This is a genomic window from Pseudomonas sp. NPDC089743 (assembly GCF_044748785.1).
GTDB classification, from domain to species: Bacteria; Pseudomonadota; Gammaproteobacteria; order Pseudomonadales; family Pseudomonadaceae; genus Aquipseudomonas; species Aquipseudomonas putida_X.
In genome coordinates this window covers 125307-144935 of the sequence record NZ_JBIVGS010000005.1, presented here as the reverse complement: position 1 = coordinate 144935, position 19629 = coordinate 125307, and the positions used below count along the sequence as shown (strand labels likewise).

General features: G+C 64.1%; 16 protein-coding genes. 4 read left to right on the top strand and 12 right to left on the bottom strand.

The window, feature by feature from the left end:
- Window positions 1-14: 14 nt before the first annotated feature.
- Window positions 15-446 carry a DUF2628 domain-containing protein gene (locus ACIPZC_RS11630; protein ID WP_241803095.1) on the bottom strand — a complete coding sequence of 144 codons (432 nt, stop codon included), beginning with the start codon at window positions 444-446 and terminating at the stop codon, window positions 15-17.
- A gap of 310 nt (window positions 447-756) precedes the next feature.
- On the opposite strand from ACIPZC_RS11630, the gene ACIPZC_RS11625 reads away from it, so the two are divergent.
- Genes ACIPZC_RS11625 through ACIPZC_RS11615 form a run of 3 tightly spaced genes read left to right on the top strand, consistent with a single transcriptional unit; the run spans window position 757 to window position 6226 of the window.
- Entirely contained in the window at window positions 757-1995 is a 1239-nt protein-coding gene (locus ACIPZC_RS11625) for an exonuclease SbcCD subunit D C-terminal domain-containing protein (RefSeq protein WP_241803091.1), read from the top strand.
- Window positions 1992-5636 (top strand): AAA family ATPase, encoded by a 3645-nt coding sequence (locus ACIPZC_RS11620; RefSeq protein WP_400627016.1) that lies wholly within the window; start codon window positions 1992-1994, stop codon window positions 5634-5636. The genes ACIPZC_RS11625 and ACIPZC_RS11620 overlap by 4 nt, the downstream gene beginning before the upstream one ends.
- On the top strand, window positions 5633-6226 hold the full coding sequence (locus ACIPZC_RS11615) for a glutathione S-transferase (RefSeq protein WP_267822177.1): 594 nt from the start codon (window positions 5633-5635) through the stop codon (window positions 6224-6226). Before ACIPZC_RS11620 ends, ACIPZC_RS11615 begins: the two co-directional genes overlap by 4 nt.
- A 33-nt stretch (window positions 6227-6259) precedes the next feature.
- On the opposite strand, the gene ACIPZC_RS11610 is transcribed toward ACIPZC_RS11615, so the two are convergent.
- From ACIPZC_RS11610 to ACIPZC_RS11560, 11 genes are all read right to left on the bottom strand, one after another.
- A complete protein-coding gene (locus ACIPZC_RS11610; protein ID WP_400627013.1) occupies window positions 6260-6439 on the bottom strand; it encodes a hypothetical protein in 180 nt (59 codons plus the stop codon).
- A 123-nt stretch (window positions 6440-6562) separates the two neighbouring features.
- Window positions 6563-7693, bottom strand: a complete 1131-nt coding sequence (locus ACIPZC_RS11605; RefSeq protein WP_400627011.1) for a lactonase family protein — start codon at window positions 7691-7693, stop codon at window positions 6563-6565.
- On the bottom strand, window positions 7659-7952 hold the full coding sequence (locus tag ACIPZC_RS11600) for a DUF5629 family protein (protein WP_267822171.1): 294 nt from the start codon (window positions 7950-7952) through the stop codon (window positions 7659-7661). The genes ACIPZC_RS11605 and ACIPZC_RS11600 overlap by 35 nt, the downstream gene beginning before the upstream one ends.
- A gap of 147 nt (window positions 7953-8099) precedes the next feature.
- Entirely contained in the window at window positions 8100-10475 is a 2376-nt protein-coding gene (locus tag ACIPZC_RS11595) for an RND family transporter (RefSeq protein ID WP_400627246.1), read from the bottom strand.
- A gap of 17 nt (window positions 10476-10492) precedes the next feature.
- A complete protein-coding gene (locus ACIPZC_RS11590; RefSeq protein WP_400627008.1) occupies window positions 10493-11533 on the bottom strand; it encodes a WD40/YVTN/BNR-like repeat-containing protein in 1041 nt (346 codons plus the stop codon).
- Between the two features lie 442 nt (window positions 11534-11975).
- Window positions 11976-14633 carry an aminopeptidase N gene (gene pepN / locus ACIPZC_RS11585; RefSeq protein WP_400627006.1) on the bottom strand — a complete coding sequence of 886 codons (2658 nt, stop codon included), beginning with the start codon at window positions 14631-14633 and terminating at the stop codon, window positions 11976-11978.
- Between the two features lie 13 nt (window positions 14634-14646).
- Window positions 14647-15477, bottom strand: coding sequence for a DUF2797 domain-containing protein (locus ACIPZC_RS11580; RefSeq protein WP_400627004.1), 831 nt, complete (start codon window positions 15475-15477; stop codon window positions 14647-14649).
- A complete protein-coding gene (locus tag ACIPZC_RS11575) occupies window positions 15474-15734 on the bottom strand; it encodes a YeaC family protein (protein ID WP_241803082.1) in 261 nt (86 codons plus the stop codon). Before ACIPZC_RS11575 ends, ACIPZC_RS11580 begins: the two co-directional genes overlap by 4 nt.
- Before the next feature lie 13 nt (window positions 15735-15747).
- Window positions 15748-16626 carry a rhomboid family intramembrane serine protease gene (locus ACIPZC_RS11570; RefSeq protein ID WP_400627002.1) on the bottom strand — a complete coding sequence of 293 codons (879 nt, stop codon included), beginning with the start codon at window positions 16624-16626 and terminating at the stop codon, window positions 15748-15750.
- Complete coding sequence (locus ACIPZC_RS11565; protein ID WP_400627244.1) at window positions 16623-17597, bottom strand: metallophosphoesterase; 975 nt, start codon at window positions 17595-17597, stop codon at window positions 16623-16625. Before ACIPZC_RS11565 ends, ACIPZC_RS11570 begins: the two co-directional genes overlap by 4 nt.
- Entirely contained in the window at window positions 17594-18484 is an 891-nt protein-coding gene (locus tag ACIPZC_RS11560) for an NAD(+) kinase (protein ID WP_241803080.1), read from the bottom strand. The genes ACIPZC_RS11565 and ACIPZC_RS11560 overlap by 4 nt, the downstream gene beginning before the upstream one ends.
- A 43-nt stretch (window positions 18485-18527) precedes the next feature.
- On the opposite strand from ACIPZC_RS11560, the gene ACIPZC_RS11555 reads away from it, so the two are divergent.
- Entirely contained in the window at window positions 18528-19511 is a 984-nt protein-coding gene (locus ACIPZC_RS11555; RefSeq protein WP_400627242.1) for a DUF1853 family protein, read from the top strand.
- The last annotated feature ends 118 nt before the right edge of the window (window positions 19512-19629 follow it).

Sequence of the window (19629 nt, the reverse complement as noted above, 5' to 3'; positions counted from 1 at the left end):
ACAACCCTGAGCGATCAGATGAAGCGGTGACCCTGAAACGGGTTCCAGCCCTGCTCGCCTTTGGTCTGTTTCAGGTAATAAGCGTAATTGGTCAACATGCCGTACAACACGGCAAAGGCCACACTGAAGCCTTGATCCAGCGCCCGAGGCACTGCATTACCCGTGGCAGCCTCGTACACGCCTTCAAGCAGCCCGACGCCAATGATGATGGCCAGCATGACCAGGTTCTTCTTCCACATGCCCAGGACGAACCAGTAGATCGGGCCAAAGAAGAATCCGAGGAAATTGTTGTTGATCAACAGTTTCTTGCGAAACGGCAAAGCGCGGAACGCCGCTTTGTAGGTCGCTTCACGTGGGCCGCCGTGCTGATCGAAGAAGGCGAACCGCTCCTGCCATTTAGGCTTGAGGTTGGCGTAGTCGGCCTGGATTTGTGGCGTGCTTTGCATAAAAATTCCTTTTCAGATGGGATCCAGTAGCCCACACCCGCAGCACTGCACGCGCCGCGGCCGGGGCAAGGGATTAGATCATCGGCGATGGCTGGCATCAAGCAAGCAGATGGCCACTATGTCGACCCGTTCGCAGAATTGATTGCCCTTGTAGCGCACTGCCCCGCCCTTTGAATGCACCGAACACGGCCAGGCTCCAGACAATCGCCAAGCCACTTGAGTTACCATACCGCCCTTCTTCGAAGGCCACCTTGGCGCTGTCATGACGCCAAGCACCGAAGCCTTCATGTCCCAATCCAACAGGTCATCCATGCGTCTGTTTCACACCTCCGACTGGCACCTGGGCCAAAGCCTGCACGGCCAGGAACGCGACTTCGAACACGCCTGCTTCCTCGACTGGCTGCTCGGCCAGCTGCGCTTGCGCCAGCCCGACGCGCTGCTGATCGCCGGCGACATCTTCGACACGGTCAACCCGCCGGTCAAAGCTCAGGAGCGGCTGTACGACTTCATCGTCCAGGCCCACGAGCAACAGCCGAAGCTGGACATCGTGATGATCGCCGGCAACCATGACTCCGGCTCGCGCATCGAGCTACCTGCCGCGCTCATGCGGCGCCTGCGCACCCACGCGCTAGGGCGCGTGCACTGGCTGGATGAGGGCCAGCTGGACGCCGAACGCCTGCTGATCCCGCTGACCAACGGCCGCGGCAAGGTCGCAGCCTGGTGCCTGGCGCTGCCTTTTTTGCGCCCAGCCGAAGTCACCGGCCCGCAGTTGGGTGACGACTACCTGCAGGGCATCAACCAGGTGCACCAGCAATTGATCGCGGCCGCGCAGAAAAAACGCAAGAAGGACCAGGCGCTGGTCGCCATCAGCCACGCGCACATGGCAGGCGGCGCGGTGTCCGAAGACTCCGAGCGCAGCCTGATCATCGGTAACGCCGAAGCGCTTCCGGCCAAACTGTTCGACAAGGCCATCAGCTACGTTGCCCTGGGCCACCTGCACAAGCCGCAGAAGGTCAACCGCGAAACCCGCATCCGCTACAGCGGCTCGCCGATCCCACTGTCGTTCGCCGAAATCAACTACCCGCACCAGGTGCTGGAAGTCGAGCTCGACGGCGCCGAGCTGGTCAGCGTCGAACCGCGCCCGGTGCCGCGCGCCGTGGCCCTGCAGCGCATCGGCCCTGCGCCCTTGGGCGAACTGCTGGAGCAGCTTGCCGAACTGCCGGTGATAGACCTGCTCGACGACCCCAACCGCCAGCCGTGGCTCGAAGTGCGCGTGCTGCTGGACGAGCCGCAGCCAGACCTGCGCCAGCAGATCGAAAGCGCCCTGCATGGCAAGGCGGTGCGGCTGATCCGCATCAGCGCCGAATATGCCGGCCGTGGCAATGATGAGGAAAGCGAGCTTGAGTTCGTCGAACTGTCGCAGATGACCCCGCAGGATCTGTTCAGCCGCGCTTGGGAACAGGCTTATGGCAACCCCGCCGACGAGCAGGCCCTGGCCGACTTCGCCCTGCTGCTGCAGGACGTCCAGCTGGAAGAGGAACAGCCATGAAGATTCTCGCCATCCGCCTGAAGAACCTGGCATCCCTGGCCGGCCCGGTCGACATCGACTTCACCGCCGAACCCCTGGCCAGCGCAGGCCTGTTCGCCATCACCGGGCCTACCGGTGCCGGCAAGAGCACCTTGCTCGACGCCCTGTGCCTGGCGCTGTTCGGCACTGTGCCGCGGCTCAATGACATTGGCCGCGAAGCCAAGGTGCCAGATGCCGATGGCGAAATCCCCACCTCGGACCCGCGCAACCTGCTGCGCCGCGGCACCGGCAGCGGCTTTGCCGAGGTCGATTTCGTCGGCATCGACGGCCACCGCTACCGCGCGCGCTGGGAAGCCAACCGTGCCCGTGACAAGGCCAATGGCAAGCTGCAGTCCAGCCGTCAGAGCCTCTATGACCTGGACAGTGAGCAGGTGCTGGGCAGTGGCAAGAACGAATACAAGCAACTGATCGAAACCCGTCTGGGGCTCAACTTCGAGCAGTTCACCCGTGCTGTGATGCTGGCCCAGAGTGAATTCGGCGCCTTTCTCAAGGCCGACGACAAAGAACGCAGCGAGCTGCTGGAAAAACTCACCAACACCGCGATCTACACGCGCCTGGGCCAGCGTGCCTTCAGCAAGGCCCGCGAAGCCGGCGAGGCGCACAACGCGCTGAAAGACCGTGCCAGCCACCTGCTGCCGATGGCCGCCGAAGCCCGAATCGAGCTGGACACGCGTCTGGAGCAGGCGCAGCAACACTTCAAGGCCGAGCAAGCCCGCCAGCGCCAGCTGGAGCAACAGCGCACCTGGCTCAACGAGCAACGCCTGTTGCAGACGCAACTCAGCGAAGCCGGCGCCGCCCTGCACGCTGCCGAGCAGAACTGGCAAGCCATGGCCGAGCAACGCCTCGACCTGCAGCGCCTGGAACGCCTGGCACCGCAACGGCACCAGTTCCATCGCCAGCAAGTACTGACCGCACAGCTGACGCCGTTGGCGGCGCAGATTGCCGAGCAACAACAGCTGCAAGCTGAGCTGCAGGGGCACACCCAGGCGCTGGAGCAGGCGCTGGTAGCCGCGCGCCAGGCACTGGCCGACAGCCAGGCGAAGCACAGCGACAGTGCCCCGCGCCTGCGCCAGGCGTTTGCCGGCCAGGACAGCCTGGCGCGCCTCGACACTGAGCTGGAGGCGCAACGCACCGCCAGGGAGCAGGCCGACCTGCACGTCGCCGAAGGCCAGCAACAGTTGCAGCAACTGGATGAACACCAGCAGCGCAGCCTGCAACAGCTGGCGCAGATCGACACGGCCTTGGCAGACAGCCAGCACCTGGCCGGCCTGGCCAATGCCTGGCAGGCCTACCTGCCGCAACTCAAGCAAGTCATGGTGATTGGCGGGCGCCTGAGCAAAGGCCGTGAGGAGCTGCCTGGCCTGCAGGCGCGCGCCAGCGAGGCCAACGCACAGTGGCAGGCCCAGCATGACGCGTTCGAGCTGATGTTCCGCGAAGCCAAAGCGGAGCCGCAGGCGCTGGCGGAGCAAATCGACCTGCTCGGCAACATGCTGCAGGACAATCGCAAACAGCAGCGGGCGGTCGAAGAACTGTCGCGCCTGCATGGCCGCGAGCAGGAGCTGCGCAGTCAGCTGGAGGGGCTGCGAGAACGTCACCAGCAGGCCATGCAGCAACGCCAACAGCTGATCGGTGAAGGCACCGCAGCCAAGGCGGAGCTGGAAGCGGCCGAGCAGGCGCTCAACCTCACACGCCAGTTGCTGGAGCGTCAGCGCCTGGCACGCAATACCAGCGTCGAAGAACTGCGCGGCCAACTGCGCGACGGCGAAGCGTGCCCGGTCTGTGGCAGCGCTGAACATCCGTTCCACCAGCCTGAGGCTCTGCTGCAGAGTTTGGGCCGACATGACCAGGCCGAAGTGGATGCTGCGCAAAAGCACGTCGAAACGCTCAACGGCAAACTGGTGGAACTGCGCACGCAGCTTGGTGTGGTCAACGCCCAGCTCAAGGACCATCAACAGCAACAGGCGCAGCTAGGCGAACAGTTGCAGCCGCTGGTTGCACAGGTACAGTCGCACCCCCTCTGGCCTGCCCTGGCGCCACAGGACGACAAGGCCCGTACCGCGTGGCTGGACAGCCAGCTGCAGCGCCTGGACGATGAGATCAAAAAGGACGAGAAGCGTCAAAGCGCCCTGCTCGCCCTGCAAAAAGACGCCGCCCGCCTCACCCAGCAATTGCAGGCCGCGCAGCAGGCGCAGCAAGAGGCCCAGCGCCACCTGGAGCAACAGCACCAGGCCCTGGCCAACGATGAACAGCATCTGCAACAAGGCCTCGATGACTTGGCCAATGTGCTGCCGGCCGAAGTGCTGAAGGCCTTGAGTGATGATCCGGCCAATGCCTTCCTCAGCCTCGACCAGCAGATCGCGCAGCGCCTGCAACAGCTGGAGCAGCGCAAGGACGAGCAGGACGAGCAGCACGCGCGTCAACTGCAACTGGACAAGCTACGCGACCAGCAGCAGACGCGCCTGCAGGCTCAGCAACACCTGCAGCACACCCTCGACGCCCTCCAAGCGCAGCGCCTGCAGGCCCAGGCGGAGCTGGCCACGCTGCTCGGCGACCATAGCAGCGCCGAAGCGTGGCAACACCACCTCGAAGCGCAGCTGGAACAGGCCCGCGCCCTCGATGCCGAAACCGCAGAGCGCCTGCAGGCGCTGCGCAACCAGGGCGTGCAATTGGCCGCGGAGTTGAAGGCCAATACCCAGCGCCAGCAGGCGCTGGAGCAGGAGTGCCAGCAGCTTCAGCACGCAGTCGCGCAATGGCGCAGCGAACATCCCGAACTGGATGACAGCGGGCTGGACCGCCTGCTGGCCATGGACGATAACCAGCTCAGTACCCTGCGCCAGCAGCTGCAGGCAGCAGAAAACGCCATCGAGCAAGGCCGCGTGCTGCTCCAGGAACGTGAACAGCGCCTGCAGCAGCACGCCGCTCAGGCACAGGGTGACCTGCATGGCGAAGACCTTGAGCAAGCACTGGCCGGCCTTGCCGAGCAACTGACCGCTCAGGAACAGCAATGCGCCGAGTTGCGCGCGCAGCAGGCTGACGACCAGCGTCGCCAGCAGGCGTACCAGGCCCTTGCCTGCGAAATCGAACAGGCCCACCAACAGTGGCAACGCTGGGCACGCCTGAATGCGCTGATCGGCTCAGCCTCTGGCGATGTGTTCCGCAAGATCGCCCAGGGCTACAACCTCGACCTGCTGCTGCACCATGCCAACGCCCAGTTGCGCCAACTGGCGCGGCGCTACCGCCTGAAACGTGGCGGCAGCGCCCTGGGGTTGCTGGTGCTGGACACCGAAATGGGCGACGAACTGCGCTCTGTGCACTCCTTGTCTGGCGGTGAAACCTTCCTGGTCTCGCTGGCGCTTGCCCTGGGCCTGGCGTCAATGGCCTCAAGCACCCTGCGTATCGAGTCGCTGTTCATCGACGAGGGGTTCGGCAGCCTCGATCCTGAGTCGCTGCAGTTGGCCATGGACGCCCTCGACGGTCTGCAGGCGCAGGGGCGCAAGGTCGCGGTCATTTCCCACGTACAAGAGATGCACGAGCGTATTCCGGTGCAGATCCAGGTGCGTCGCCAGGGCAATGGCCTGAGTGATGTCGAGGTGTGCGGGTGATTCTTTTCTCCTTCCGCCGCTGCCCTTGGGCCATGCGAGCGCGCCTGGCCCTGCACTATGCCGGGTGCGAGGTGCACATCCACGAAGTGGCGATGAAGAACAAGCCGGCCGCCTTGCTGGCTTTGTCACCCAAGGGGACGGTACCGGTGCTCGATACCGGTGAAGGCGTGCTGGAGGAAAGCCTGGACATCATGCGCTGGGCGCTCGAGCGCAATGACCCGCAGGACTGGCGGTTGCAAGCCGACCCTGCCGCCGCGCGACAGGCTGAACGGCTTATTGCCCGCAACGACAGCGAGTTCAAAGCGCAGGTCAACCTGTACAAATATGCCGAGCGATACCCCGAGCACACGCGCGAACACTACCGCCAGCAGGCCGAGGCCTGGCTGGCCGAGCTTGAGCAGCTGCTAGAAGGCCGGCCTTACCTGCTGGCCAGCCATGCAAGCCTGGTCGACGCCGCGCTGTTGCCCCTGATGCGCCAGTTTGCCGGGGTCGAACCGCAGTGGTTCGCCGAGGCGGCTTATCCGCGTGTGCGGAGCTGGCTGGAGAGGTGGTTGGCGTCTGAGCTGTTCAAGGCGGTGATGGCCAAGTGAGTTGGCCCGCGCCTGTCGCGGTTCGCGCAGGGCTCACAGGTTGTGTTTAGCGCTCAAGGCCGCATGAAAATGGGCGCTCTGGCGCAGGTACTGCTCGGTATAGCTGTGGGTGGCGGTTACCTTGTTGCGGGAATCAGCCTGGGCATGCGCCGGCAGCACGACTGAGGCGGAAAGGGCGGATGCGGCGATGACCGGGAAAAGATTGAAGTTCATCTGGGCTGACCTCGACTTCGGTGGTTTGACGTTGGCCCGTCTGGGCCTTGGGTCAAACTTACGCCGCTGAGGTCCGCCACAGAAATTCATTGCGGTGGTAGGGATTATCACGTCCATCGATAGTCAATCGATAAACTTCAGGTCCGAAGGCGCGTCCTGTGGCAAGGTCTGCACGGTTTCACCGAGCTTGCCAGTACGCGGGTCGCGGCGGATGACCACGATCTGGTTGCTCTTCTGGTTGGCCACCAGCAGGAAGTTGTCGCTTGGGTCCAGCGCGAACTCCCGTGGGTGGTCGCCCTCTACCGAACGGCGCTGCAAAAAGGCCAATTGGCCGTCCTCTTTGCCCACGCTGAAAACCACGATCTCGTTGGCTGTGCCACGGTTGCTGACATACAGGAAGCGCCCGTCTGCCGACAGGTGCAGTCCGCCCGCCGCCTTGGCCGCAGCGTCTTTCTGCTCGGTCAGCGGCAGGCGCTGGCGTTCGTGCAGCGCAGCGTCGTCGACATCGAACACGACCACTTCGGCGCTCATTTCCAGTGTCAGGTAGGCATGCCGCCCCTTGGCATCGAACAACAGATGACGCGGGCCGCTGCCGGGCGGCAGCTCGACGGACGCCGGTATCGCAGCGCTCAGGGGCCGGTCGACGCTGGCGCCGTCGTAGCGGTAGATGAACACCTTGTCCGCGCCCAGGTCGCTGGCATACAGGTGGCTGCCATCGGGCGACAGCACCACGGCGTGCACATGGGCACCGGCCTGGCGCTCGGGGTTGACGCCGCTGGCCTTGTGCCGCGCTTGTTGCACCACCTCCTTGAGCTTGCCGTCCTTGGCCACCGGGATCACCACCAGGCTGCCGCCCGGGTCGGGGGCGACAGCATAGTTGGCGACGAACAGGTAACGCTGGTCGCGGCTCAGGCTGGCGTGTGTCGGTTCATCGCCACGGCTGGCCACCTGGTTGAGCGGCTTGATCTCGCCGTTGCCGTTCACACTGAAACTGCTCGCATGGCCCTGCGGCGTTTCGTTGACCGTGAACAGTTGCCGCTGGTCGGCCGAGAGTACCAGCCACGACGGGCTGACGCTCTTGACCACCTGCTGCGGCGTGGGGTCGATACGGCCAGTCTTGCTGTCGAACAGGTAGCGGTAGATACCTTGGCTGGCGCCATCGGTGTAACTGCCCACCAGCAGCGTGGCAGCCTGGGTAGTGAAAGTCAGGGTCATGAGGCTAGCGGTCAGCAGGCTCGTCCAAGTCCGGTTCATGGTGTTCTTCTTCATCCGGGGCGCGAAAGGCACTCATACAGACTAGACGATGCTCACCCTGGGCATCGTGCAGTTGCCACTCGTCACCGGCACCGATGGCGGCGGCGACCTGTTCGGCAGTGAAGGTCCAGCGACGGTGTTGGCGGCCGTCCATGCATTCGACCGTCAGGCCTGTTGCATCGAGGGTGAAGTCGAAGGCGTGGAGGCCGTCGATCAGTAGCATGTCGCAGGATGCGAGGGCGGTGGTGAGGGAGGACATGGGGGTACCCATTGCAAGTGAGCCGGCATTATAACCTTGACCCTGCGTTGCATGGCACCGGCTTCACAGGTGATCGCCGGCAAGCCGGCTTCCACAGGCCTTGTGGGCTGGCTTGCCAGCGATGGGCCGCAAAGCGGCCCCCCGCACTCAATGGGCGAAGATCGAACCGCCCTGCTTGCCTGCCATCTTCTCGGGCTTGATCAGGAACCGCGCCAGCGCCGGCAGCAGCCACAGCGCACCGAACATGTTCCACAGCAGCATGAAGGTCAGCATCAGCCCCATGTCGGCCTGGAACTTGATGGCCGAGAAGATCCAGGTGCACACGCCGATGGCCAGGCACAGGCCGGTGAACAGCACCGCCTTGCCGGTCGAACGCAGGGTTTGGTAATAGGCCTCCTGCAGCGGTAGGCCGGCACGCAGGAAGCTTTCCAGACGGCTGTAGATGTAGATGCCGTAGTCGACACCGATACCCACGCCCAGCGCCACCACGGGCAAGGTGGCGACCTTCACGCCGATCCCCATGAATGCCATCAGCGCATTGCCCAGCACCGAGGTCAGCACCAGCGGCAGGACGATGCACAAAGTGGCAGCAAAGGAGCGGAAGGTGATCAGGCACATCACCGCCACGCAGATGTACACCAGGATCAGGATGGTCAGCTCGGCCGACTTGATCACCTCGTTGGTCGCAGCCTCGATCCCGGCGTTGCCCGCCGCCAGCAGGAACTGCAAGCCGTCCTTGTCGTGGCTTTCGGCAAACGCCTTGGCAGCGCTGGTGACCCGCTCGAGGGTTTCGGCCTTGTGGTCGTTGAGGAACACCAGCACCGGTGCCAGCGAGCAGTCGGCGTTGTACAGGCCGTCGGCGCGGGCGATGGAGTTGTTGAGGATGTCAGGGTTGCGCGACAAGGTTTCCCATTTCAGGCTGCCCTCGTTCATGCCCTTGATCACCTGCTTGGACACCGTCACCAGGGAGATCGCCGACTGCACGCCGGGGGTGTTTTCCATGGTCCACATCAGCTCGTCGATCGGTGCCATGGTCGAGTGGATCGAGCAGCTTTCGGCGGGCGTCTTGACCATCACCACCAGCACATCGGAGCTGGTCGAGTAGTTGCTGATGATGAAGTTGTTGTCCTGGTTGTAGCGCGAGTCCGGGCGCAGCTCCGGCGCGCCCTGGTCGAGGTCGCCGATTTTCAGGTTCTGGCTGTACCACAAGCCGCCAGCGAAGGCGACCAGGGCCAGGGCAATGGACACCGGCGCCACCTTGGCACTGGCGAAATTCGACAGCAGGCGCCAGAACGGGTGCTCACGGGTGGCGTCCTTCTTGCTGCGCTCGATGGCCTTTTTGCTGATGCCGATATAGGAAATCGCGACCGGCAGCAGGATCAGGTTGGTGAAAACGATGACCGCCACGCCGATCGACGCACCGATGGCAAGTTCGCGGATCACGCCGATGTCGATGATCAGCAGGGTAATGAAGCCCACGGCGTCGGCGAGAATGGCGATCATCCCGGGCAGGAACAGCTGGCGGAAGGTGCGCCGGGCGGCGGTCAGGGCATTCTCGGCGTCACTGGACTGCAGGGCGATGCCGTTGATCTTCTGCACCCCATGGGAAATGCCGATGGCGAAGATCAGGAATGGCACCAGCATCGAGTAAGGGTCCAGGCCAAAGCCCACCACATGCATCAGGCCCAATTGCCAGACCACTGCCACCAAGGTGGTGATCAGCACGGCGATGGTGCTGCGGATGCACCAGGTGAACCAGTAGAGCAAGACCCAGGTGATGACCAGCGCGACACCAAAGAACATCGCCACCATCACCAGGCCGTCGATCAGGTCACCGACCTTTTTGGCGAAGCCGACGATGTGCACCTTCACATTGGGGTTCTGTGCCTGGAACTTGTCGCGGATTTTCTCCTCGAGCAGATGCGAGAACTGCTGATAGTCCAGCTTGACCTGCTTACCGGGGTCTTGCGGATCGGGGTAGCTTTCCAGCAAAGGTACATCGACGATGCTGGATTTGAAGTTGTTGCCCACCAGGCGCCCGACCTGGCCGGACTTGAGCACGTTGTCGCGCAGTGAGTCGAGGCTGTCCTGCGAACCGTCGTACGTATTGGGGATGACTTCACCGCCGGAGAACCCCTCCTCGGTGACTTCACTCCAGCGCACGCTGGGGCTCCACAACGACTTGAGGCCCGCACGGTCGACGCCGGGGATGTAGAACACCTCGTCATGGATCTGGCGCAGGGTCTCCATGTAGTCCTTGTCGAAAATGTCGCCGTTGACCGCCTCGACCGAAATGCGCACGGTGTTGCCGAGGTTGGCCAGGTCGTTGCGGTGCGCCATCATCTGCTCGATGAACGGGTGTTCGAGCGGGATCATCTTCTCGAAGCTGGTCGAGGGGCGGATCTGCGAGGCCTGCCAGAACAGGAAGATGCTCACCAGCACGCACAGGGCGATGACCATCGGGCGGTTGTTGAAAATCAGGCGTTCCAGCAGCGTGGGCTTGTCCTGGTGGTGGGGATGCATGATGTTCTCTCGACTGGTCATGGGCGAGGCTCCTGGGCTGCCTGGTCGGCTCCTTCAGCGGTGGCCAGGTGGACACCACCCTGCCCTACCAGCAGCAAGCCACCATTGGCCAGGCCACTGACGCCGGCCAAGGCGATACGGTCGGCGCGGTTGTAGACCGTGAAGCGCTTCCCGTCATCGATGCTGCGCAGCACGCTGCCGCCATTACCGACCAATACCAGGCTGCCATCATCCAGAAGCGTAGCGCTGGCCAGGCCGAATTCGAGGTTGCCGCGTGCGGCCTTGAGTTCGATCGGCTGCCAGCTGTCGCCGAAGTCCGTGGAGCGGAACAGGTTGCCGCGCAGGCCATAGGCCAACAACGTCTGCGGCTGGGCGGTGCCGATCACGCCGAACAGCGAGCCCTCGTAGGGCCCGTCGACCTTGCTCCAGCTCTGCCCGCTGTCGCTGGAGCGGAACATGCTGCCCTGCTCGCCGACGATGAACAGGCCGGCATCCCTGATCTGGGCAATACCGTTGAGGTGCATCTGGTCGGGGTTGTCCAGGCGCTCGGCGACGTCCTGCCAGTGCTGGCCGCCGTCGCGGGTTTCCAGCAATGCACCGTAGGCGCCCACGGCAAAGCCGTGCTGGGCATCGAGGAAAGTGGCATCGAGCAGCGGGGCTTCACGGGCAAGGTCTTCGAACTGCTTGCTCCAGGTCGCACCGCCATCGTTGCTGGCGAGAATCTGCGCGTCGTGCCCGACTGCCCAGCCACGCTTGTCGTCGACGAAGAACACTGCGGTGAGCAATTGCCGGGTAGGCACCCGGGCCTGGGTCCAGGTCTTGCCTTGGTCATCGGAGAACAGAATGTGGCCGCGATCGCCCACCACCACCAGGCGCTTGCCAGCATGAGCGGCGTCGATCAGCAGGCTCTGGCTGGCCTTTGCCGATTCGGTGGAATACTCCTGGGCAGCGGCGGCTTGCGTGCTCCCCGCCCACATCGCCAGTGCCAGCGCCAGCATTGCGCTGGCCGCCAACGGCCAGGCACTGCGCCTGGCATGCGTCATCACCCGCTCCCTCATGACCATCCCCTGTTTGTTGTTCTTGGTGGGTCTGTGCCTTGCAGGTACTGCGAAAACCCTGTAGTAGAGGCCTGCAATAGCTTCGGGCCATCGTAGCGGGGATGATTGCGGGAACACAACGAGCAGGACGTTATGTTTTGTTAACCAGACACGGAGGGCTGTTGCACAGCCCAATCGCCGGCAAGCCGGCTCCCACCACGATCGCGCAGTGCTTCAGGCCTGCGCTTTGCCTGTGGAAGCAAGCTTCTTGCCCAATTTCAAAGCCGGTCCAGATCCCTGTGGGAGCCGAGCCGGTCCAAATCCCTGTGGGAGCCGGCTTGCCGGCGATCACCGGTGAAGCCAGTGCCATTCACCGCTGCACTGGATCGCCGGCAAGACAGTCGCACCCACAAGTAATGCACCGCACTGAAGCCATGTGCATTACTTGTGGGCAGCCAAGGCTTCACGCCAAGCTCTTGCTCACCACCTCATAGACATCGCTGGACAGCGCCCCGGAAGCGAGAATCCGCTCCAGCTCGCCCTTCATCAACGCCTGGCGCGCGTCGTCATACTTGCGCCAGCGGGTCAGCGGCGCCAGTTGACGCGAAGCGATCTGCGGGTTCAGCGCATTGAGCTCGATCACCAAGTCCGCCAGGAAGCGATAGCCCGAGCCATCGGCGGCATGGAAGTTGACCAGGTTCTGCCCGGCAAAGGCACCGATCAGCGCCCGCACCTTGTTCGGGTTCTTCAAGGTGAACGCCGGGTGCTGCATCAGCGCTTTGACCCGCGCCAGCCCGCCCGGCAGCGTGCTGGCGGCCTGCACGCTGAACCACTGGTCCATGACCAGTGGGTTGTCCTTGAAGTGCTCGGCAAAGGTTTCCAGCGCCTTGGCGCGCTCCGCCTCGAACGGCGAGTTGACCAGCACGGCCAGCGCGGTCAGGCGCTCGGTCATGTTGTCGCAGTGCTCGAACTGCTCCAGGGTCGCTTCCAGCACCTGCGCCTTACCGCTGAGCATCAGGTACGACAGGGCGATGTTCTGCAGGCTGCGACGGGCGAAGTGCTCGGCCGCGGCGACGTAGGCGGTGTTGCGCGACACCTCGCGGTGCGCCTGGTAGCGCGCCCACAGGCCATCGAACAGCTGCTCGGCGATCTGCCGGCGGGCGAACTCGCGTGCCGCGTGGATCGCGTCGACATCGGCCACCTGGCTGATCTCGGTCAGGTAGGCTTCGCCCGGCAACGACAGCATCTCGGAAACCATCGCGGCGTCCAGGGATTCGTTGCCCAGCACCGTGCCCAGTGCCGTGATCAGGCGTTGGTCAAGCTGCAGCGCTTCACCACGCTGATGCTGGCCGATCAGCTCCTGCAGCACCTGTACAGCCAACTGCTGGCCCGCTTCCCAGCGGTTGAAGCCATCGCTGTCGTGCTGCATCAGGAACATCAGCTGGTCCCGGTCATACGGGAAGCTCAGCTTCACCGGCGCACTGAAGCCGCGCAGCAGCGATGGCAGCGGCTTGGCCTGGATACCTTCGAACGTGAAGGTCTGCTCAGCCTCGGTCACCGACAGCACGCGGACAGTGCCCACCGCGGCGGCCTCACCGGCCAGGCGCAGAGGCAGGTCATTGCCCTCGGCATCGAGCAGGCCCAGCTCGACCGGGATCACGAACGGCAGCTTCTCGGCCTTGTCCGGCGTCTGCGGGCAGCTCTGGCGGAAGGTCAGGCTGTAGGTGCGTGCCGTGGCGTCGTAGACCTCGCTGACCTCCAGACGCGGGGTGCCCGCCTGGCTGTACCAGCGCTTGAACTGGGTGAAGTCGACGCCGTTGGCGTCTTCCATGGCCTTGATGAAATCGTCGGTGGTCACCGCCTGGCCATCATGGCGTTCGAAGTACAGGTCGCTGCCCTTGCGGAAACCCTCGGCGCCCAGCAGGGTACGGACCATGCGCACCACTTCGGCGCCCTTCTCGTACACGGTCAGGGTGTAGAAGTTGGAAATCTCGATGAAACTGTCCGGGCGCACCGGGTGGGCCATGGGCCCTGCGTCTTCGGCGAACTGGTGGGTCCGCAGGTAGGCGACGTCCTCGATGCGCTTGACCGTGCGCGAGTTCATGTCAGCGCTGAATTCGGCATCGCGGAACACCGTGAAGCCTTCCTTGAGCGACAGCTGGAACCAGTCGCGGCAGGTCACGCGGTTACCCGACCAGTTGTGGAAATACTCGTGGGCAACCACACCCTCGACCCGCTGGTGGGCGGCATCGGTGGCGGTTTCGGCGCGGGCCAGTACGCAGCTGGAGTTGAAGATGTTCAGGCCCTTGTTTTCCATGGCGCCCATGTTGAAGTCGTTGACCGCGACGATCATGAAGATGTCCAGGTCGTATTCACGGCCATAGACTTCCTCATCCCAGCGCATGGACTTCTTCAGGCTGACCATGGCGTGGTCGCACTTGTCGATGTTCTCCGGCTCGACATAGATGCGCAGGGTCACATCGCGCCCGGACTGGCGCACGAAGGTGTCCTCGACGCACCACAGGTCACCGGCCACCAGCGCGAACAGATAGGCCGGTTTCATGAACGGATCTTCCCAGGTCGCCCAGTGACGGCCATCTTCAGCCGGGCCAGTGCCGATCGGGTTGCCGTTGGACAGCAGCACCGGGTAGCGATGCTGCTCGGCGATCACCGTGGTGGTGAAGGTGCTCATCACGTCCGGGCGGTCGAGGTAGTAGGTGATCTTGCGGAAACCCTCGGCCTCACACTGCGTGCAGAACATCTTGCCGGACTTGTACAGGCCTTCCAGCGCGGTGTTGCTCTCGGGGTGGATCTTGACGCTGGTGTCCAGGATGAAACGCTCGGCCTTGGGGTGCAGCGTCAGGCTGTCGGCTTCGAGCTGGTAGTCGCTGGCCTGCAGTTGCTGATCGTCCAGCGAGGCGCGCAGCAGTTCGAGCTGCTGGCCGTCGAGCACCAGTGGCGGCAGGCCGGCACCGCGTGCCGGGTTGCGGCGCATGACCAGTTGCGCATGGACCAGCGTGTGGTCCTCGAACAGCTCGAAGGTCAGGTGCGTCTCGTCGATCAGGTAATCGGGCGCCTGGTAGTCCTTGAGGTAGATCACTTGCGGTTGTTCGGTACGCATGTGCAGGTCCTTTTTACTGGAGCACGGCCATCTGGTAGGCCGTGTACTTGCGAATATTGATCACGCCGGTATCGAAGATCAGGTACTGCCCCTTGATGCCCAGCAGCGTGCCTTCCACCACCGGGTCCTTGTCGAGGTTGAAACTGACGATCTTTTTCGGGTAGGCATGGACCGGGTATTTCATGTGCACCACTTCGGCATCGGGCAGCGGCTGGATCGCCTGCAGGCCGAAGCGCGCCTGCAGATCGCGCAGGCCATCGGCGCAGGCATCGAAGAGCTGCTCGCGAATGGCCACCAGGTCGAGCACCTCGGCGTCGCCCTTGAGCAGCGCGCGCCAGTTGGTGCGGTCCGGCACCTGGCTGCGCAATACGTCTTCGACCAGGCCCGATTGCTGGCGGGTCGCCACACGCATGATCGGCAGCGCCTGGCTCGCCCCCTGGTCAAGCCAGCGGGTGGGCAACTGCGTAGCGCGGGTGATGCCAACCTTGACCCCGGACGAGTTGGCCAGGTAGACCACGTGATCGGTCATGCAGAACTGCTCGCCCCAGGACGGCTCGCGGCAGGTGCCGGCGTCGTAGTGGCAGCGTTCCGGCGCCATGATGCACATGTCGCACTGGGCCAGCTTGGTCATGCAGGGGTAGCAGTAACCCTGGCTGAAGCTGGTCTTGGTGCGTTTGCCACAATGGCTGCAGTGAATGGCGCCGAGGTAGTGCAGGCGCAGGGTCTGGCCGATCAGCGGGTTGACTGGCACCTGGGTGTCATCCAGGCGAAAACTGTACTGCACCACGGGTGCTTCCAGGCTTACCGCCATCTTGCTCAATGAGCCACGAGCGAGTTCGATCAATGTACCGAGTCCGACTTGAACAGAATGTTAGGGATCGGCGCAGACTTCGATGCGCACTCCTGAGGCCCCATGTAGCCGGTACGCTGGTCTTCTGGCAGGTTCTTCATCTCCCAGGCGATCACCGCCTGCAGCGACAGTTCCTTCTGCTCGGGGGTGAGCTTGCGGCCATCGGACCATTTGCCGATCTCCACGGCCGTTTTCAGGCTTTCGTAGATTTCCGGCGTGATGTTTTCGATCATTTGCGCGAACGTGGACATAGCGTCTCCTAAATCAAGCGGACAGTTTACGCCGCGCCAGCGCACCACCCAAGAGGCCCGTCAGGCATCCGATGAGCAGCCCGCCGACGTGCGCGGCGTTGGCGATCTGGCCAAAACCGAGTTGGCCGACCACACCGGTCAGGCAAATGACCAGCCAGATGAGCATCATCACCAGCACGCCCTTGGGCAGGCTGAAGTGTGGGTTGGGCGCCAGCCACTGGTACAGCCAGACATGCCCGAGCAAGCCGTACAGCACCCCGGACAGGCCGCCGAACAGGCTCGGGCCACTGGTGTAGTGCTGGGCAAGGTTGGATACCAGGCTGAACAGCAAGGTCAGGCCAGCCAGCGACCAAGGGCCCTGGCGCAGTTCGATGCGCTTGCCCAGTTCCCAGTACCACATGCCGTTCATGGCCAGGTGCAAGACGCCGAAGTGCAGCAGCATCGGCGACACCAGGCGCCACCATTGGCCTTCGGCGAGGCCTTGGGCCAGCGGGGTGAAGTGCAGGTAGTCACCTTGGACGCGGTAGTCGAGGAAGGTGAACCAGCTGATGGTGGTGAGGTTATCGCCCAGGCCGGTCAGGCCGGCGACGATCAGGCACAGGAAGAGGACGGCGGCGGTTACCTTGCAGGCTTTCGCCTGCTCGGCCAGGGTCGGCCCTTTCGCCGGCGAGCCAGCGTCCACAGGCGGCTGCGCAAGCTCGACATCAGCGTTGCCGTCAGGGTAGCGCTGGTACAGTTGAAGAACATCTTCAGCCATGGTTTCCGGGGCCCAGAGCACCTGCACCTCGCCTTCTTCGCTGACCCGGTGCGGCACCTGCAGGCGCTGCAACAGGTGGACGAAGCCGCTGAGGTCGACCGACAGCGGCAGGCGTATCACTTCGACGATATTCATTGATTGGCCTGCGGTCGATCGACGTCGACCCAGACGAACTTGTGCGGGTCGATCCGGGTTTCATCATCCAGCCGATAGGCCGCCAGCTTGCCGTACAGCACCGCACTGTAGTCCAGGCAGGCCAGGTTGGGGCGTATCGGTGCCGGGCGGCCGCTGCGCCAGTAATGGCCGACGAACAGCAGCGGCTCCTCTTCGCCATAGCGTAGCAAGGCATTCTTCTCGGTGTGGCTGAGCGGCGTGCGGGCGACCTCATCGGGCAGCGCGTCCGGTTGGAAGACGATATCGCCGTAGGTCTTCGGGTCTTCTTCCCAGAACTTGGTCCGGAAGAAGGCGCGGGTCAGGCCATCGCCGCCGGTCAGTGTCAGGCCGTCCGGCAGGCGCATGTCGGTGCCGCGCAACAGACGGTTGCAGACCGTGGAGGCGAAGCTGCCGGGCACGGCCGAGGCCTGGATGAAGTGCTCGTCGATGCGCCCGTCCGGGTATTGCTGGCGCAAGGGTTCGATCAGCCGCGGGTCCCAGCAGGCATGCACCAGGCGGAACCGCCCGGCGTCGAGGAACAGCGGCATGTCGTAGAACCACTGCAGAAAATCGTGCCAGTCACCGGGGTGGTGGGCGAACTGGGTCAGGGTCTCGTCGATCAGGCGGGCGTGGCGTGGGGTGTGCTCGCGCACATAGGCCTTGCCGCTGCCGGGCAGCGCCGGGGTTACCCAGCCCAGGGCGTTGTACTCATGGTTGCCCATGATGCAGAAGGCCTGGCCGGCCTCGACCATGTCGTGGACGATGTGCAGCGCCTCGCGGATACGCGGGCCGCGGTCGACGATGTCGCCAAGGAACAGCGCCTGACGCCGCGGGTGGCACCAGACGCCGCCGACACGCTTGTAGCCGAGGGTGTCGAGCAGGCGTTCGAGGGTCAGCGCACAGCCATGCACGTCACCGATGATGTCGAAACTTCGCGCCGGATCGAACATCAGTCGTCCCTGCCCCCCAAGCGGCTGCCCCAACCGAGCTTGGTGCGGCAGACCTCGTAGTAGTTGTGGCCCAGCGGGTGGATCAGGCGCAGTTTCTGCGGTTTCTTGCTCACGGTGATGGTATCGCCGGGGGCACAGGTGAAGTGGTTCTGGCCGTCGCAGGATACCTGCGGGTAGATCTGCAGGTCCTTGGACACCACGATCTTCAGCTCGCTGTTGCCGTCGACCACGATCGGGCGGCCGGACAGGGTGTGCGGGTACATGGGCACGATGACGATGGCGTCGAGCTTGGGGTGCATGATCGGGCCGCCAGCCGACAGCGCGTAGGCGGTCGAGCCGGTCGGGGTGGCGACGATCAGGCCGTCGGCCTTCTGGCTGCAGACGAACTGGCCGTCGATGTAGATCTCGAACTCGATCATCCGCGTCGACTTGCCCGGATGCAGCACCACATCATTGAGCGCATCGCCCTGGCCGATGGCCTCGTGGTGGCGGCGCACCTCGGCTTGAAGCAGGAAGCGATTTTCCACCAGGTAGTGGCCGTCGAGCACTGCGGCGACCTTTTCTTCCAGCTCGTCCGGGCGGATATCGGTGAGAAAGCCCAGGTTGCCGCGGTTGATCCCCAGGACCGGGATGTTGTGCCGGGCCAAAGCACGGGCGGCGCCGAGCAGGCTACCGTCACCGCCGACGACGATGACCAGATCACAGACTTCGCCCAACAGCTTGCGCGTGGAGGTCTGCAGGCCGTGGCCAGGCAGCACTTCGGCAATGGTGTCCTCGAGGATCACGTGCAGGTGGCGCTCGATGAGGAATTTTTTCAGTCGGCGAATGGTGTCGAGCACCTGCGAGCTGCCAAGGCGGCCGATGATACCGATATTGCGAAATTGCTCCATGGGGCTCCTGCAAGGCTCTGCGGCGGGTGACTATGCCGCGATTATGGGCGAAACGACCGGGCAGCGGCAAACCGGCTATGCTCGCAGCATGATGCCTTTCGCTGAACTCCATGACCTGCCTCGCCAATTGCGCCGCCCCGCCGTGCGCGACCTGGCCTGGACGCTGCTGTCGCCACCGCTGCTGAGCACACCGCCCTGCCCTCAGCGCCATCCGCTGGCAGGCAGCGCCTGGGCGGCAGACCCGCAGCGCCTCAAAGACTGGCTACAGGCGCTGGATGCCGACGACCAGCCCCTGCGTGAGTGGCTGGCAAACAGCACCAGCCGGCGCCTGGGCCTTTATTACGAAGGCCTGTGGCAGTTCGCCCTGGGCCAGGCGCCCGGTGTCGAGCTGCTGGCGGCCAACCTGGCGATCCGCAGCAGTGGGCGCACGCTGGGCGAGCTGGACATTGTGCTGCGCGACGCCGACGGTACCCACCACCTGGAGCTGGCCATAAAGCTTTACCTGGGGCCCACGGACGGCCCAGGCCATGACCCGGCGCAGTGGCTCGGGCCGGGTTGCCATGACCGGCTGGGCACCAAGCTGGCGCACCTGGCCGGGCACCAGTTGCCCATGTCGGGCGACGCGCAAAGCCGTGAGGCGCTGGCCGGGCTGGGCATTGGCCAAGTCCAGGCCCACCTGTGGCTGGCAGGGTATCTGTTCTATCCGTGGCCCGGGCACGCCGAATCGCCTGAGGGGGCCAACCCGCTGCACCTGCGTGGGCGGTGGTTGCGCCGGCGGGATTGGGCAATGGCCGAGGCGCAGCGCTGGCAGCCCCTGCCCCGCCATGCCTGGCTGGCGCCGGCAAGGTTCGAGGCCGATCAAGTCTGGACCCTGCCACAGTTCGCGCAATGGCTTGAGCTGCTTGACCCGCAGGCACCGGCACAGATGCTGGTCAGGCTCGAACCCGGCCCGCATGGCGATTGGCAGGAAGTGGCTCGGGTGTTTCTGGTGGCAGACAGCTGGCCGCACCTAGCCCTGCGCGGGTAACTCGCCGGCCCAGGCCGCAAACACGATTTCATCGACCCAGCGCAAAGATTTTATTCCAGCAACGATTACAGTTACCTCTGAGCGCCGCCAAGAGCGCCACTTTCGACCTGATGACGAG

Excerpts from the sequence above, each read along its gene's own strand:
- ACIPZC_RS11620 (WP_400627016.1), top strand. The coding sequence starts at position 1,992 with ATGAAGATTCTCGCCATCCGCCTGAAGAACCTGGCATCCCTGGCCGGC.
- ACIPZC_RS11605 (WP_400627011.1), bottom strand. The coding sequence starts at position 7,693 with ATGAACCGGACTTGGACGAGCCTGCTGACCGCTAGCCTCATGACCCTG.
- ACIPZC_RS11610 (WP_400627013.1), bottom strand. The coding sequence starts at position 6,439 with ATGAACTTCAATCTTTTCCCGGTCATCGCCGCATCCGCCCTTTCCGCC.
- ACIPZC_RS11590 (WP_400627008.1), bottom strand. The coding sequence starts at position 11,533 with ATGAGGGAGCGGGTGATGACGCATGCCAGGCGCAGTGCCTGGCCGTTG.
- ACIPZC_RS11600 (WP_267822171.1), bottom strand. The coding sequence starts at position 7,952 with ATGTCCTCCCTCACCACCGCCCTCGCATCCTGCGACATGCTACTGATC.
- ACIPZC_RS11625 (WP_241803091.1), top strand. The coding sequence starts at position 757 with ATGCGTCTGTTTCACACCTCCGACTGGCACCTGGGCCAAAGCCTGCAC.
- ACIPZC_RS11570 (WP_400627002.1), bottom strand. The coding sequence starts at position 16,626 with ATGAATATCGTCGAAGTGATACGCCTGCCGCTGTCGGTCGACCTCAGC.
- ACIPZC_RS11575 (WP_241803082.1), bottom strand. The coding sequence starts at position 15,734 with ATGTCCACGTTCGCGCAAATGATCGAAAACATCACGCCGGAAATCTAC.
- ACIPZC_RS11630 (WP_241803095.1), bottom strand. The coding sequence starts at position 446 with ATGCAAAGCACGCCACAAATCCAGGCCGACTACGCCAACCTCAAGCCT.
- ACIPZC_RS11595 (WP_400627246.1), bottom strand. The coding sequence starts at position 10,475 with ATGCATCCCCACCACCAGGACAAGCCCACGCTGCTGGAACGCCTGATT.
- ACIPZC_RS11560 (WP_241803080.1), bottom strand. The coding sequence starts at position 18,484 with ATGGAGCAATTTCGCAATATCGGTATCATCGGCCGCCTTGGCAGCTCG.
- pepN (WP_400627006.1), bottom strand. The coding sequence starts at position 14,633 with ATGCGTACCGAACAACCGCAAGTGATCTACCTCAAGGACTACCAGGCG.
- ACIPZC_RS11555 (WP_400627242.1), top strand. The coding sequence starts at position 18,528 with ATGGGCGAAACGACCGGGCAGCGGCAAACCGGCTATGCTCGCAGCATG.